Source organism: Staphylococcus sp. GW823-FHT05F06, assembly GCF_058795495.1.
In genome coordinates, this window is the sequence record NZ_JBXAHW010000004.1 from 21,346 (window position 1) to 35,378 (window position 14,033).

Here is a 14,033-nt window from a genome sequence, read left to right on the forward strand (position 1 = left end):
ACACCCTACCTTTGTTAAATTATTTATATATATAGTTTTAAAACCATTTTTTCTTTTTAAAGAATATGATTAATATTATTGTTATAATTAGCATTAGAGTTAAGCACACGAAATAAGCATAATGCCATTTCAACTCAGGCATAAATTCAAAGTTCATTCCATATACACCAGCAATAAAAGTGAGTGGTGAGAATATAACAGATACAAGCGTAAGTATCTGCATTATACTATTCATCCTAAATGAGGTGAATGATTCATAATTTTCACGAATCTCATTCGTCATTTCTTGAGAAGTCCGAATAACACTTCTTTGTTTAATAAGATGATCATCAATATGTTGAATATACATTCTATGTTTGGCATCTTTAATTATATTTCCTTCTTGTTTCATTGTATCTACAACTTCTTGCATCGGAAATAATACGCGTTTGATTTTAATTAAATCCGAACGTAATTGAAAGACATTTTCCATAACGCTCTTACTATAGCGGTCATCGACATGCTTAGCTTCAAAATTATACACTTTATCTTCAATACCATAAACAAAGTTAAAATATTTATCCACCATACAATCCAGAATATGAATGACGATGTCTGCACAATCTAATTCACTATCATGATTTTCTGCATTGTGTTGAGCAACACGCTTTAATGATGGAAAATGTTTGTGATGGTATGTCACTAAAACATTACCTTCTAAAAATACACTTAGTGAGATTGGTGAGTAATCATCATTAATAATACTATGAAATATCATATATTGATACGCGTCATATTCTTTATATTTAACTCGTGGGTCACCATTGATAGCATCATCTATTTCTAAGTAATTGAAATCAAAATGATTTTTTAAATACTCATTTTCTTCATCAGTGGCATTTTCAAAATCATACCATATAATCGTTGCATCTTTAGGAATCTCTTTCACATTTGAAACTAATGTAAGAGGTTGCGATAAAGATTGAAATCTAACGGTCACCGTCATCTTTCTTACCCCCTCATACTTTATAAATTACATTTTATCATGAATTATGTTACATGTATGTGCTTTTTTCGGTTAGTATAGTGTTATAACTAAGGAGGTTAAATAAATGAACAAAACATTTACCGTAACCCGAACTGTGACAGAAGAAGCTATAGATGATAATAATCATATGCATGACGCATATTATAATATTATTTTTAGCGAAGTCATTAATAAATTCAATGAGGTTCATGGTTTATCATGGCCAGAGAGAGACCGTCTACAATATACAGTTTTTACTGTTGAAACACATACTACTTTTTTACATGAATTAACACTTGGTCAAGAATTCAATATAGAGTTATTCCTTTATAATTACGATGACAAACGAACTCATTTCTTTCTGAGAATGTTAATTGATAATCAAGAAGTTGTTGCAACCAATGAGGTCATGATGTTAGGAATAGATAGGACACAACGTCGTGCTGCACCATTTCCAAAACATTATCTGAATGCTATACAAGATTATGCTCATAAGCAAGAAAAAATTGAATGGCCACCACAATTAGGCCACTCAATTGGAATACCATATAAAGGAGAATAATAATGTCTATAAAAGAAAAATTAGTAATAGAGCTCATGAATTTAAAAGACACTGTAAAATACGAATTGTCAGAATTAAATGAACAACAATATTTGTTTATGAACGGCCCAGCACCTCAGTTGATGAAGCGTGCCATGAAAATGAGCTATATTCTAGGCCAAAAAGAAGCGATTGATCACTTTCTATTACTCATCGACACTTGCCATGAGAATGTCTTACTAGATAACTGCCAAGACTATCAAAAACAAATTCAACATAAACAATTCTCTTTACAAGAAGATATTATTCACCAAATAAATCAGTCAAAGGAATTCGAATCATTTTTATCAACTTATTATGTAAATAAAGGTAAATATGATATCACCAGCAAAATAAAAACATTACTTGAATAAATACTATTGTTTAAATAAAATGATTATCTCATACATCACTAGCTGATAAGCATAGCATTGGTAATTGACTTCATCCTTCCTTTTAGAACAACATTCACATCACTTTTAAAATACAGTTAAAAATCTATTCAATTCTTACTCTAAGATTGATTTAGTGATGTGTTTTAACACCTTGTGAGATTGGCGTATGGGATAGATAGGAAAATCATGCACCATTTTAGGATACTCTTTAAACTCAACATCGTTCCCACATTCCTCTAGAGCATGAGTAAATGCATGCATGTCTGGGCTTAATATTTCTCTGCCACCTCCATACATATATATAGGTGGCAACCCTTTTAGAGTACCGTATAATGGTGATATACGCGCGTCTGATAAAGGTAAATCATTCGTCCAAGATTTCATGAGTTGATGAACACCAAATCGACTAACTAAGATATCATTTTCTTCCAACGTTTTCGTAATATTAGGATTAGTCAAAGTGGCATCTAAAAGCGGTGAAAGTAAAAATAACTTTCTAGGCACTTCTTGATTATCATTGATAAGTGATTGAACAAAACTTAATGCTAGTCCTCCACCAGAACCATCCCCCATCATAACAATGTTGTTCGCACCAACTTCTTCAACTAATTGATTATAAACGTCACGAATCGCTTTGAACGTTTCTAAGTAGTGATAATCTGGTGACTTTGGATAGATAGGTAAAACGACCTCATGCAATGTATTTAAAGTTAGTTTATCTAAAAGTCTCCAATGAAATGGAGAAGGTTGCAAAGTATTATATCCACCATGCAGATAGAGTATCTTTTGATTTTTCTCATGTCTAAAATTAAATCTAAACACTTGCATATCATTAAGAGTAAGTTTATCTAAATTTGACTTTACATTAAGTGTCGCAGGTTGCTGATGTTTTTTACTATTTTCGATACTTCTCTTTTCTAAAAAATGTTTAACTTCATCATCATTACTAAAAAATATCGATCTATTGTGAAGTATATATTTATTAACCACGCGATTCATCATTCTATTTTTCATTAATCAATCAACCTACCTCTATTTAAAATTTTAAATTTAAGAAATAATTTGTTTAAATATCTATATACCTTTGCTAAAAAAGATATAATGATAAGTATGTCATTTTAAAGAAATATTTTTTAATCAATACTTAGGATACTAGATTAAACCCAATTATAACAGACATAAAATTAAAAAGATAAACTTAGTAAATTTGCATCTAAAGGAGGCATTTAAATGTCTGAAACATTACAAAACCAAAGACAATTCAACTCTCAATTTGAACATCAAGAGATCCATCGTGGAAAAAGATATGGTAAAAAGAAACGCTCATGGGTAAGTCTCATTATTCAAGTTTTCGTTTTAGTATTAACTGCTATTACTGGCTATAGTATGCTTAAACAACCTATATTTAAAATTTCATTTGTAAATGAAACTATAAATTTCCATCAATTAAGAAATTTTCAAGATACAGTTACGCAAATCGGTAATTTGAATTTAGGTAATATTGATCAATTACAACAGTCTGTCGATAATCTCATCATTATATTTAATATTTTCTTTGTCCTATGTCTGATTAGTTTGTTTATAACCGTAATTACAATTATTTTTAATCGCACAGCACTCAAAGTAGTCAATATATTACTTTTAGCTATTATGCTAGTCATTACATTGTATTTCAGTTATATCATACATACAATTGCTCAGAAAATTTCCGAATCTCTAAAACAATATTATTTAACAGTATCACCAGAACAAGTATTAACTGAAGCAGATGCGATTCACAATGCACTGATACTCATTGGATGTAGTATTGCGTTATTGATTGTAAGTTTGTTTTTCCGTAATCGTTTACCACGTATTAAATAAAGATGATTTTAATGTTCTTTTAATACGAGAATCATCTCTTTTGTTTATGATTCCGAGACATAAAGTTTCTGGATAAGTGAAAAAGACAAATTCTATTGAAATAATATAGAGTTTGTCTTTTTTTATAAAAATAACCACCTAGACGCTCTTAACGTCGTAGGTGGTTATTACATCTCTTAATTATTTATCTTGTTGCGAAGGATAATCTTCAGCATTTGCTTTTTCAGCTGATAATTGAGCCTTTTTCTTGCCCTGTAAGAACAAGCTTAATATCAGTGCAATCGCACTAATAATTGTAGCAACAATAAATGCATCATTTACACCTTCTACAGATGCAAGTTTATTGACATGTTCGAGTAATAATTTCATTGCTGCTGACTCACCACCATACTGTTGGGCAAGTTCACGCATATGGTCTTGAATGACAGGATTCGTTTTATCTAACTCTTCACTAAAAGCAGAAAGATGATTTGTTTGTTGTGTCGTCATGACCGTAACCAAAATAGCTGTACCAATTGAACCAGCTAATTGTCTCATTGTATTAACAAACGCATTACCATGAGAAATTAAGCGTGGTGGTAAAGCGTTCATACCTGCAGTCATAATCGGCATCATTACAAATGCCATACCAAATGAACGCACAATATATATCCACATAATATGGAGATATGTTGTATCCATGTTTAATTTACTTAATTCCCATGTCGCATATGTCATAATGCCAATACCAAATATTGCTAATGGTTTAATACCTATTGTATCTAACAATTTACCTGCCACCGGACCTAATGCTCCCATGACTAATGCACCTGGCAATAGTAATAATCCAGAGTCTAATGCTGAAAATCCTCTAAGATTTTGTAAATATAATGGAAGTAAAATCATTCCTCCGTATAAACTCATCATCACAATCATATTGATAACAGTTGTAAGTGTATAAGTTGGATATTTTAATACTTCCAAGCTCAACATTGGCGCTTTCATTCTTAGTTCTCTTAAAATAAAGAAAATAATGAAAACCGTACCAACAATAAACATTGTTACAATCTCAGTTGAGCCCCATCCTTTATTACCAGCTTCTGAGAAACCATATAATAAGGAACCGAATCCAATCGTACTATAAATAATTCCAGGAATATCTGCTTTCGGATTTGTTGTACTTTGATACAACTTAAACCAAAATAGACCAATTACGATAGCAATAATACCTATAAAGAACATACCGTAAAACATTACATTCCAATCATAATTTTGCACAATGTAACCTGAAAGTGTTGGACCGATTGCAGGTGCTAATATCATTGCAATACCCATTGTCCCCATTGCCACACCGCGTTTTTCAGGTGGGAAAATGGTAACAATAACGTTAGAACCTAACGGCATCAATATACCTGCGCCTATGGCTTGTAATACACGTCCACTCATCATAATTGGGAAATTAAATGAGATTGCACAAACTAAGGAACCTAATGTAAATAGTGCTAAACCTATAATAAATAATTTTCTATAAGAATATTTATTAAATAAAAAGGCACTAATAGGTATTAATATACCATTCACTAACATAAAACCAGTCATTAACCATTGACCAGTTGAGGCAGAAATATTAAACTCTGTATTTATTTTAGGCAATGCCACATTTAATAGAGTTTGGTTTAGAATCGCGATAAACATACCAAATAACATTGCCGCTAAAATTTTACCTCTAGTTATGCCTTTACCAAAAATAAAGTTAGACTCTTGATTTTTAATTCTTTCATTAACTCTACCTTCAGTAGAATTTGGATCGATAGGGTTCAACACATCGTTCGATGCGTCATCTTCCTCTTGGTTCTTATGACTTAACGCGTTTCTATCCTCTTTACTATCTGTATTGATAGATTGAGATGCATTATCTATTTCTGAGTCAAAGTGATTTTTTCGTTTTTCATCTTCAATATCGTTTGATTGCGTTGGGTCAGTATTTGACTTAGTTGTTTGTTCTAAATCGCTTGCTTTAAATTTAGATTGATTGCTTTCTCTCTTAGAATCTATTGTCGAACGTTGTTCCACTCTTTTGTCTTTATTTTTTCTTTTACGCTTAATTAAAAAGAAATTAATAAAACCAATGAGTATGAGCGCTACTACAATATATATAATAATGAAGGTCGCTGTCATAAAATGACCCCCTTAATTTTTATGAATTTTAACTTCAGCGTTCATACCTGGGACAACATTTTTAGATGGATTAGAATCTAAAGAGATTTTTACGGGTACTACCTGAGAAACTTTCGTATAGTTACCGTCGCTATTTGATGATGGCATCAATGAAAAGCTAGCTGCAGTCGCTTGGCCTACTTCTTCAACCTTACCTTTGATTGATGCTTTTTGACCGTCGATATCTACATCAACGTCGTTGCCTTTTTCTACGTCAGAAATATCTTTTTCATCTACATTAGCAGTTATATATAGATCATCTAAATTATATGCATATGCAATTGGGTTCCCTGCTTGAGTCATAGAACCTTCGATACCATCTGTTTTAACAATAGTACCTTTTTGTGGCATTTTGATGTTCATATCTTTTGATTGCCCATCTTGGCCTTGTGCTAAAACTTCTGCTACTTTATCACCTTTATCAAGTTTGTCTCCTTGCTTAACATTAAGAGATTTAATTTGTCCAGATGCAGGACTTGAGATTTTTATTTGATCTCCATCAACTTTTGCATTGTCAGTTGTCACATAACTTGTTGTGTTATGCCAGAACCAAAAGCCTAACACACCAATAACAACTAGGACAATGATAGTAATCACATTGATTAATATCATTTTTTTCATGAATATACCCTCCTATTTGCTTTTAAAATTCACTTTATCTATTATAGAGATGTGTAAATAAAAAATACACCAACATTTTTAATAATTGTGTTGGTTTAGAGTTTATTTATTTAAATTTTCTTTTTGATTTAGGTGAATATATGAAACAACGTGCGAAATATAAAATAATAAAAAGTTTAATCGAACTTTTAGAATACTATCCTTTTGATGAAATAACCATTAAAATGATATGTGCATATAGTGGCGTGAATCGCTCTACTTTTTATGATCATTTTCAAGATAAATATCAATTACTAGATAAGATCCAAAATTATCATTTAAACAAATATATATCTTTACTACAATCTTTCTATAACGATTTTCATCATATCAAAACAGATCAAAAAAAATTATATAAATTTTTCTTATTGATAGCCAAATATATTAAACGTAAAGAAGCGTTCTACAGAGCAACACTTGTAACATATCCTAATAAAGATATTGCATTAGATTACATTAACGCCACTAAAACATGTTATGAAAAAGTCATGAATAGATATGAAACCTCAATAAATAATAAACGTATGTTTATCATTTATTCAGTCGGTGGTCAAGCAGGTGTATTTATCGATTGGTTACGTAATGGATGCATCGAATCTCCTCAAGAGGTCGCTCAAGTTCTTTTAGCTAATACAATTAAATTACAACGATAAAAAAGCTAAAACTCATTGAAAAATCACTCAATTTTATCAATGAATTTTAGCTTTTTTAAATATCTTCACATTAATCAACTGTAAAACCATAAGAATTATTGCTGTAATAACGATAACGATTATATAAGGTATCGCATTACTGTCTCCCTTAATACCAACAAGTGGAGAGATGACGCCACCAAGTAAAGTTTGAAACAATCCCAACAAACTTGAAGAACTACCTTTGGCCCCTTTACTCTCATCCATTGCTATCGAAAATCCTAACGTTGCAATCCCTGTAACTGGTGCCACTAAAATCACAAAGCCACAAGAAAGTATCCAAAAAGTCCAATGGTTGAGTAAAGTTAGTGATACGATTATAACACCAATAACTTGTATAGTAGACATGATTCTCAGCAACAGTAATCTATCTATATAGTCAACAAGTTTTCCGGTTAATTGGCTTGAAATAATGAGTGTAACGCCTATAAAAGCAAACATAATACTGAAGTTTAATGGCGTTAAACCATAAATTGTTTGAACTATAAAAGGAGATGCAGAAATATAAGTAAATAGTAATACAAATGACACCCCTTGTATCAACATGGGTAATACAAAACGGGGTGTTTTAAAAAGTTCTTTGAAATTAATTAGCATCGTACCTATGTTACTACTTTCCCTTAGGCTCTTTTCAAGCGACTCAGGAACTTTAAATAAAGTTCCTATTAACATGACAATCCCAAACATTGTTAGTATTACAAATACAATTCGCCATGGCCCATAATTTAAAATGATACCGCCAAGCGCAGGTGCGATAATTGGCGCAATGCCATTGACAAGCATTAATAATGATAAAAATTTAGTTAGCGCATTACCTGAGTACATATCACTAGCAATGGCTCTTGAGATGACTGCACCTGCACCACCAGTTAATCCTTGAATAAATCGTAAAATAATCATAATCCATATATTTGTGACGAATATAATACCTAAACTCGCAATAGTAAAAATAATCAGTGAGAAAATTAATGGTTTTTTTCTACCAGTAATATCAGATATGGGGCCAGCCAAAAAATTTCCTAACGCTAATCCAATCATAAAAAAGGAGATAGTAAGCTGAGTTGTAGATGCAGAAATATCAAAATCATGACTAATATTAGGTAGTCCAGGTAAAAACATATCAATAGCCAATGGACCAAATGCTGTTAATGAACCTAAAATAACAATAAAAAGTAATGATTGATTTTCTGACTGATACACCCTTTTCAAGCTTACTCCTCCCTTTTAATAAAATATTTTGAATGTTTGATAAAATCCAGTCTATTTTTATAATTCTTTAACCAACTGCATATTACTATCATCATTATCTATTTCTAATTCATAATCTTTATTTATATAATTACCAATATGATCGATATGTTGAATAGTTGTTCTTACAGTATGTCCGTTTCGATGAACACTTAACACTTGCGGAGATATCATAGTCACGTTCGTTCGATTTTGGAAATTACTTTTCATTGATGTGTATATAGACGAATTCTTTTTAAAATAACTCGATATAAAGTTAAAATCATTCATATTAAATGCTGAATTCATAGCCGTTGCATAACCAGTAAAAAATTCAGTTAATTTATTTTTCAAACTATTTTCTTCTTTTTCTTTCTTCTCAACATAGCTATTTATTTTATCACTATCAAATTCCAATGTAACTTTCGTATTATCTTTCAAATCGTCTGCACTAATTGTTTTCGTCTCAGAACTAAACGTCTTACCTTTTGCCTTACCAGTTGCAGAAATCGTTATATCTTTTGTTTTTGGATAAGGACCAAATTCTTTAGAATGAGAATAAGTGAATGTACGGTCATTGATTTGAACTTTTTCTGATTTATCACTTAATTTATTCGCACCCTTAAATTTGATATTGATAAATGATTGATCATAATCTTCAGCTACATCTACGGTTTCAGAGTGGCTTTCTCTAAAGTCAAAATTTAAATGCCCATTGAATGTACCGTTTTCTGTAATTTTCTTAGCTGGTAAATGATATGTACCAGGAATAAATTCACCCAAAGGTGTATTTTTATTTGCTTCAGCAATGACAGTTTTCTTTTTACCACTTGTTCTAAATTCATATTTAGTTTCTACTTTAGGTTTAATAATTGGCTTTTTAGTCGGAGCTGTGAAACTCATATTATCAAAAATTAAATACTTTGTACCATTTTTACTTATCTTAAGTACATCTTGTCCACTTTTCGTTTGTATATAAGATGCCACGCTTGAATTACTTTTATTCAATTTATCTACAGTATTATTGATATCTCGAATATACTTCTTAATACCTACTTCTTTTTTTACATAATTAATATATTGTTGCGCTTCAACATCGTCTACTTTTTTATTTTTAGTACTCAATAATGTAGCAACTTTTTGTGAATCATTATTATCTACAGCATTAACTAATATCTTAGCTTGTGCATTAGGCGAATTATAATTTCTTAAAAGGAAAAATAACACGATAATAAGTATTAAGATAAATACACTAATACCTATCGGCACAATTTTACGAAGACGTATATTGGTAGAATTCTCATTACTCGATTGAGATGATTGGTCTTTAATCTTTCTTTTTTTCTTCTTAGTTAATAGTTGCCCACAGTTTGGACATTGCGATGTATCATCTTTCACTTGATGACCACAATTTGGGCATTGACTCATTTTATCACCTCTACTCATCTCACTACATTATGATTATATTTACATTTCATAAACACATTACCTACTCGATATATTTTACATTTAGCAATAATAAAATACAATTTCCATTACATGTAGTTTTCATTGTAATTCCATTAAAAGAAAGTTACAGACTTATCTAAATTATATAAATAAACGCTAATCAAAAACATACAGATTTAGTCTCATTTTTTTATTTTCTCACTCATATTATTATATTCCTATTCGTCTCTAACTGTATAGACTCTTTCACTGATTCTATCAAAGTTTAGAAGTATAAGATTGTATACGATAGTCGATAATTTCTAAAACCTGTCTAACTTTTTCAATTTCCTTACTGTCAAAGTCACTCGTCATATCACTAGCAATATGGCTCATAATCGCTTTTCTCTCTTTAATATATTTTTTTCCTTTATTAGATAATTTAATTATTTTAAGACGTTGGTCAGTATTGGAATCAGGTTTTTCTAATTTAACTAATTCAGCATTGAGCAACTTTTTGACTCTTCGACTAACAGCAGCTTTATTAACACCTTGTTTCTCTGTAATTTGCCCCACAGTTAACGCCTCTATACTAAGCATATTTAACACATGAGATTGCTCAGCTGATATGCCATACTCAGTTTGCAAGTCTTTAAGTAACTTTGCCGTTAATGTATTAACATCATTAATAAATTTTTCTAAAAATGAGATGTGATCTTCTATTCTTCTTACCATTTTTATCTCCTAATTAATCTAAACGATTTATATAAAAAAATTATGTTTAATCCTTTTAAATCATAGCAATAATACCTTAAAATTTAAACCATAAATATGTATTAAAATTACCATATTCATAAACATTGCTAATTATAATTTCATAAGCTAAATTTATAAGTAATATAACTACTGAGGTATCAAAACAATGTTACTTTTTTTATGTTTTCTAATCGAATTATTACTTATTGTTTTATTATATACGAAGCAATCGTTTACTCTTAATTTATTTAGTTTCATCTTATATAACATCATTGGTTTTGTTATGATGACTTATCATATGGTAACTGTATCAATACCATATGATATGTTTATCATTGTAATTGTAGCAATGATACTGTTGTTGATTAAACATCGTTATATTTTCAAGTTGCAAACAGGACGTTTTTTTATTTTACAACTTAGTCATCATTTTTATACTGTGGGGCTATTTGCTGTGAGTTGTTTATATATAAGTACTATTCCCCTAATTATCATTAATAGCTTAGCTTTATGGGCCGCTACCATTGCATTTAGTACAATTTATTCATTTATCGGATACTTATCTTGGTCTACAGCTTTTGAAAATCATCAATATTATAAACACGTAAAGTTAATTATGGTGCTTGGAGCTGGAATTTTCTCTGAAGAAGTGACTACGCTTCTTGCTGCAAGACTTGATAAAGCTTTATCTGTTTATCATTCACAACGGACTAAACCTATCATCATTGTAAGTGGTGGCCAAGGTCCTGACGAACCAATTTCAGAAGCACTTGCGATGAAAAGATACCTTATAGCTCACAACGTTCCGGAAAACCATATATTTATGGAGAATCAATCCACGAATACACGAACCAATTTCTTATACTCTAAATCTATCATTCATTCGATGATGCCTACTTCAAGTCATATGTTGTGTGTAACAAGTCAATTTCATGTTTTAAGAGCGCTTAAATTTGCTAAAAAAACTCATCTTTCTTTCGATGGCATTGGAAGTCGTACACCATACCACTTTTTGGCACAATCTATGATTATAGACTTTTTGGGTTTAATGTATCAATATAAAACAATACTTACTATTTATTTCGCTATGTTGTTTTGGCTTGCAATACTACAAACCATATAAATCCCTCTTAGCAAAATTGAATATATTTAAAGAAGCTTGCGACACAAACATGTCGCAAGCTTCTTTAAATTATAGTAAATTAAATGTGATATACAACAATTCCATAGTTGGGGTTCGAGGCCCCAACACAGAGAATTTCAGTACGAAATTCCTCGGACAAAGCAAGTTGGGGTTCGGGGCCCCAACACAGAGAATTTCAGTACGAAATTCCTCGGACAAGGCAAGTTGGGGTTCTAGAGTGAAATATCATTTGTTCTATCTATTCTATCCTACTTCCCTTTTAACTGTTTTTTATTTTACCATCGTACAATTGAACAATACGATCAGCGTATTTGAACAAGCTTTCATCATGAGTAATCATGATACCTATCATTTGGTTAGCTTTTATTTGTTTTCTGATCATTTCAACAACCTCTTGAGCACGACTAGCATCAAGACTTGCTGTGGGTTCATCTGCTAAAACAATTTTCGGATGATTCATAAGTGCTCTCATAATCGCTACACGTTGTTGTTGTCCACCTGAAAGCATATGTGGGTAGCTATTAAGTTGCTCTTCTAATCCAATTTTTTTTAATAATTCTTTAGCTCTTGCTTGAGCTTCTTTGCTAGACATTCCAGCTTCTTTACCTATTAAGGTAAGTTGGTCTAAAACTTTTAAGTATGGAACTAAATGAGAGGCTTGAAAGATAAAACCAATATCATTTAGTCTTAAGTGCGCTTTATTAGTATGTCGTTCAAATAAGGATTTCCCCTCGTATACTACATCACCTGATGTTTGAGATAATAAACCACCTAAAATAGTTAATAAGGTTGTTTTTCCTGAACCTGAAGCGCCATTTAAAATGATGAATTCTCCATCTTTCACTTCAAAGTTAATGTCTTTTAACACTTCTGTTTTTGAGCTTTTTTCACCAAATGTTTTACTTATGTCTTTAACAACTAGACCCATTATTGGCCACCTCCAATAGCTTCAATAGGATCAATTTTAATTAACTTAATAAATGATAATGATGTACCGATTAATCCAACTATCATAAATACGACAAGTACAATGATTATATTATGCATATCTATATGGAATGGCATTGAAACTGGTAAAATTTGACTGATGAGAAAAATGACTACTTCTGCTATAGCTACACCTATAAATGTAATCATTGAAATTTGTAAAATCAACGATGTCAATAAATGCTTTGTAGTTATACCAATTGCTTTTAAAATACCGATTTCAGATGTCTTTTGTATCGTCATTACATAAAAGAATGCACTCAATACAATTGCAGTTATAATATATAAACTAATAATCATCATATCCAATGGTGTTTGCTCTGCTTTATAACTTGCGATATTACTTGTTATATTGTCTGTAGTTGCTGTTTGAACGCCTTTGATGTGATTTATTTTATTTTTATCCGATTTAGATAATTGGTTCGTAACATAAAATGTTGCGACATTACTACTTTGTTCTATTTTGGATTGGTCCATCATAACAATGTTACTATGAGAATACATCGTGTTTTTTAATATACCTACAACTTTATAAGTTGTATCGTCACCTTTGACTTTAACTTTATCGTCTAAATAAAGACCTTCTGCAGTTAGTTTTTCATTTATTGCTATCTGATTTCCATTTTTAGGATAATGACCAGATTTCAAATTTGGCTGATGATTTTTCACGCTATTTATAGCCATCACGTTTTCTTCGTTTCCATTGATTTTGAAAGTTTTACCTGCCATTTTAAAAGGTTTTTCATCAATAATTTTTGAAATATTGTCTTGTTTACTTTGTGATAGAATAGATTTTTCTAATTGTGGTTCTTTCATTTTTTGAACAACAAATTGATTACCTTTAATTTGATCAAATATTGATATATTTTCTCGTGCTAGGCCTTGAGCAAGTCCACTGATAAATAAAACCATAATCGCCATTAGAAAAATAATGAACATGATTAATATAAATCTGAACTTATAAAATTTAATCTCTTTCCAAGCTAGATTCATTGATATCCTCTCCCATTTCTTTATATGTTAAGTTTAAGAGGAAAATATGAACTCAATATGAACAAGTGTGATTTTGTTCATAATTTGTTTTAACGTAGTATAATCA

Annotated in this window: 14 protein-coding genes; 5 read left to right on the forward strand and 9 right to left on the reverse strand. The window is 30.7% G+C overall.

The features are described 5' to 3' along the window. Nucleotides 1-37 precede the first annotated feature (37 nt). Complete coding sequence (gene corA, locus AC1Q7N_RS03755) at nt 38-985, reverse strand: magnesium/cobalt transporter CorA (protein ID WP_002489322.1); 948 nt, start codon at nt 983-985, stop codon at nt 38-40. A gap of 106 nt (nt 986-1,091) precedes the next feature. Here corA and AC1Q7N_RS03760 point away from each other — a divergent pair, with 106 nt between their 5' ends. Both AC1Q7N_RS03760 and AC1Q7N_RS03765 read left to right on the forward strand, forming a co-directional pair. Beyond that, nucleotides 1,092-1,568 carry a thioesterase family protein gene (locus AC1Q7N_RS03760; protein ID WP_047500599.1) on the forward strand — a complete coding sequence of 159 codons (477 nt, stop codon included), beginning with the start codon at nt 1,092-1,094 and terminating at the stop codon, nt 1,566-1,568. Between the two features lie 2 nt (nt 1,569-1,570). Next, entirely contained in the window at nt 1,571-1,960 is a 390-nt protein-coding gene (locus AC1Q7N_RS03765) for a hypothetical protein (protein ID WP_002438395.1), read from the forward strand. A 135-nt stretch (nt 1,961-2,095) separates the two neighbouring features. Here AC1Q7N_RS03765 and AC1Q7N_RS03770 read toward each other — a convergent pair whose 3' ends face one another. After that, nucleotides 2,096-2,995 (reverse strand): alpha/beta hydrolase, encoded by a 900-nt coding sequence (locus tag AC1Q7N_RS03770; RefSeq protein WP_002438393.1) that lies wholly within the window; start codon nt 2,993-2,995, stop codon nt 2,096-2,098. A 216-nt stretch (nt 2,996-3,211) separates the two neighbouring features. Between AC1Q7N_RS03770 and AC1Q7N_RS03775 the strand changes: the two genes are divergently transcribed. Beyond that, complete coding sequence (locus AC1Q7N_RS03775) at nt 3,212-3,844, forward strand: hypothetical protein (protein WP_001831566.1); 633 nt, start codon at nt 3,212-3,214, stop codon at nt 3,842-3,844. Nucleotides 3,845-4,024: 180 nt separating this feature from the next. Here AC1Q7N_RS03775 and AC1Q7N_RS03780 read toward each other — a convergent pair whose 3' ends face one another. Beyond that, nucleotides 4,025-6,001, reverse strand: coding sequence for a DHA2 family efflux MFS transporter permease subunit (locus AC1Q7N_RS03780; protein ID WP_002438388.1), 1,977 nt, complete (start codon nt 5,999-6,001; stop codon nt 4,025-4,027). A 12-nt stretch (nt 6,002-6,013) separates the two neighbouring features. Next, nucleotides 6,014-6,661: an HlyD family secretion protein gene (locus AC1Q7N_RS03785; protein ID WP_001831502.1), complete on the reverse strand. Its 648-nt coding sequence runs from the start codon at nt 6,659-6,661 to the stop codon at nt 6,014-6,016. A 140-nt stretch (nt 6,662-6,801) separates the two neighbouring features. Here AC1Q7N_RS03785 and AC1Q7N_RS03790 point away from each other — a divergent pair, with 140 nt between their 5' ends. Next, complete coding sequence (locus AC1Q7N_RS03790; RefSeq protein ID WP_002438383.1) at nt 6,802-7,353, forward strand: TetR/AcrR family transcriptional regulator; 552 nt, start codon at nt 6,802-6,804, stop codon at nt 7,351-7,353. A gap of 36 nt (nt 7,354-7,389) precedes the next feature. Here the strand turns inward: AC1Q7N_RS03790 and tcaB are convergent, their stop codons facing one another. The 3 genes from tcaB to tcaR form a co-directional block, all read right to left on the reverse strand. Beyond that, nucleotides 7,390-8,601 (reverse strand): putative multidrug effflux MFS transporter TcaB, encoded by a 1,212-nt coding sequence (gene tcaB / locus AC1Q7N_RS03795; RefSeq protein WP_001831540.1) that lies wholly within the window; start codon nt 8,599-8,601, stop codon nt 7,390-7,392. 57 nt (nt 8,602-8,658) lie between these two features. Continuing rightward, entirely contained in the window at nt 8,659-10,047 is a 1,389-nt protein-coding gene (tcaA, locus tag AC1Q7N_RS03800) for a glycopeptide resistance protein TcaA (protein ID WP_002470820.1), read from the reverse strand. Between the two features lie 279 nt (nt 10,048-10,326). After that, nucleotides 10,327-10,782 (reverse strand): MarR family transcriptional regulator TcaR, encoded by a 456-nt coding sequence (gene tcaR / locus AC1Q7N_RS03805; RefSeq protein ID WP_001832914.1) that lies wholly within the window; start codon nt 10,780-10,782, stop codon nt 10,327-10,329. A gap of 187 nt (nt 10,783-10,969) precedes the next feature. Between tcaR and AC1Q7N_RS03810 the strand changes: the two genes are divergently transcribed. Next, nucleotides 10,970-11,926 carry a YdcF family protein gene (locus AC1Q7N_RS03810; RefSeq protein WP_145376288.1) on the forward strand — a complete coding sequence of 319 codons (957 nt, stop codon included), beginning with the start codon at nt 10,970-10,972 and terminating at the stop codon, nt 11,924-11,926. 280 nt (nt 11,927-12,206) lie between these two features. Here the strand turns inward: AC1Q7N_RS03810 and AC1Q7N_RS03815 are convergent, their stop codons facing one another. Both AC1Q7N_RS03815 and AC1Q7N_RS03820 read right to left on the reverse strand, forming a co-directional pair. Continuing rightward, on the reverse strand, nt 12,207-12,875 hold the full coding sequence (locus tag AC1Q7N_RS03815; RefSeq protein WP_002456638.1) for an ABC transporter ATP-binding protein: 669 nt from the start codon (nt 12,873-12,875) through the stop codon (nt 12,207-12,209). Continuing rightward, on the reverse strand, nt 12,875-13,927 hold the full coding sequence (locus AC1Q7N_RS03820) for an ABC transporter permease (RefSeq protein ID WP_145376290.1): 1,053 nt from the start codon (nt 13,925-13,927) through the stop codon (nt 12,875-12,877). Before AC1Q7N_RS03820 ends, AC1Q7N_RS03815 begins: the two co-directional genes overlap by 1 nt. Nucleotides 13,928-14,033 lie beyond the last annotated feature (106 nt).

Bases quoted from the DNA above. Each gene is read 5' to 3' on its own strand.
- corA (WP_002489322.1), bottom strand. From the start codon at position 985: ATGACGGTGACCGTTAGATTTCAATCTTTATCGCAACCTCTTACATTA.
- AC1Q7N_RS03760 (WP_047500599.1), top strand. From the start codon at position 1,092: ATGAACAAAACATTTACCGTAACCCGAACTGTGACAGAAGAAGCTATA.
- AC1Q7N_RS03765 (WP_002438395.1), top strand. From the start codon at position 1,571: ATGTCTATAAAAGAAAAATTAGTAATAGAGCTCATGAATTTAAAAGAC.
- AC1Q7N_RS03770 (WP_002438393.1), bottom strand. From the start codon at position 2,995: ATGAAAAATAGAATGATGAATCGCGTGGTTAATAAATATATACTTCAC.
- AC1Q7N_RS03775 (WP_001831566.1), top strand. From the start codon at position 3,212: ATGTCTGAAACATTACAAAACCAAAGACAATTCAACTCTCAATTTGAA.
- AC1Q7N_RS03780 (WP_002438388.1), bottom strand. From the start codon at position 6,001: ATGACAGCGACCTTCATTATTATATATATTGTAGTAGCGCTCATACTC.
- AC1Q7N_RS03785 (WP_001831502.1), bottom strand. From the start codon at position 6,661: ATGAAAAAAATGATATTAATCAATGTGATTACTATCATTGTCCTAGTT.
- AC1Q7N_RS03790 (WP_002438383.1), top strand. From the start codon at position 6,802: ATGAAACAACGTGCGAAATATAAAATAATAAAAAGTTTAATCGAACTT.
- tcaA (WP_002470820.1), bottom strand. From the start codon at position 10,047: ATGAGTCAATGCCCAAATTGTGGTCATCAAGTGAAAGATGATACATCG.
- tcaR (WP_001832914.1), bottom strand. From the start codon at position 10,782: ATGGTAAGAAGAATAGAAGATCACATCTCATTTTTAGAAAAATTTATT.
- AC1Q7N_RS03810 (WP_145376288.1), top strand. From the start codon at position 10,970: ATGTTACTTTTTTTATGTTTTCTAATCGAATTATTACTTATTGTTTTA.
- AC1Q7N_RS03815 (WP_002456638.1), bottom strand. From the start codon at position 12,875: ATGGGTCTAGTTGTTAAAGACATAAGTAAAACATTTGGTGAAAAAAGC.
- AC1Q7N_RS03820 (WP_145376290.1), bottom strand. From the start codon at position 13,927: ATGAATCTAGCTTGGAAAGAGATTAAATTTTATAAGTTCAGATTTATA.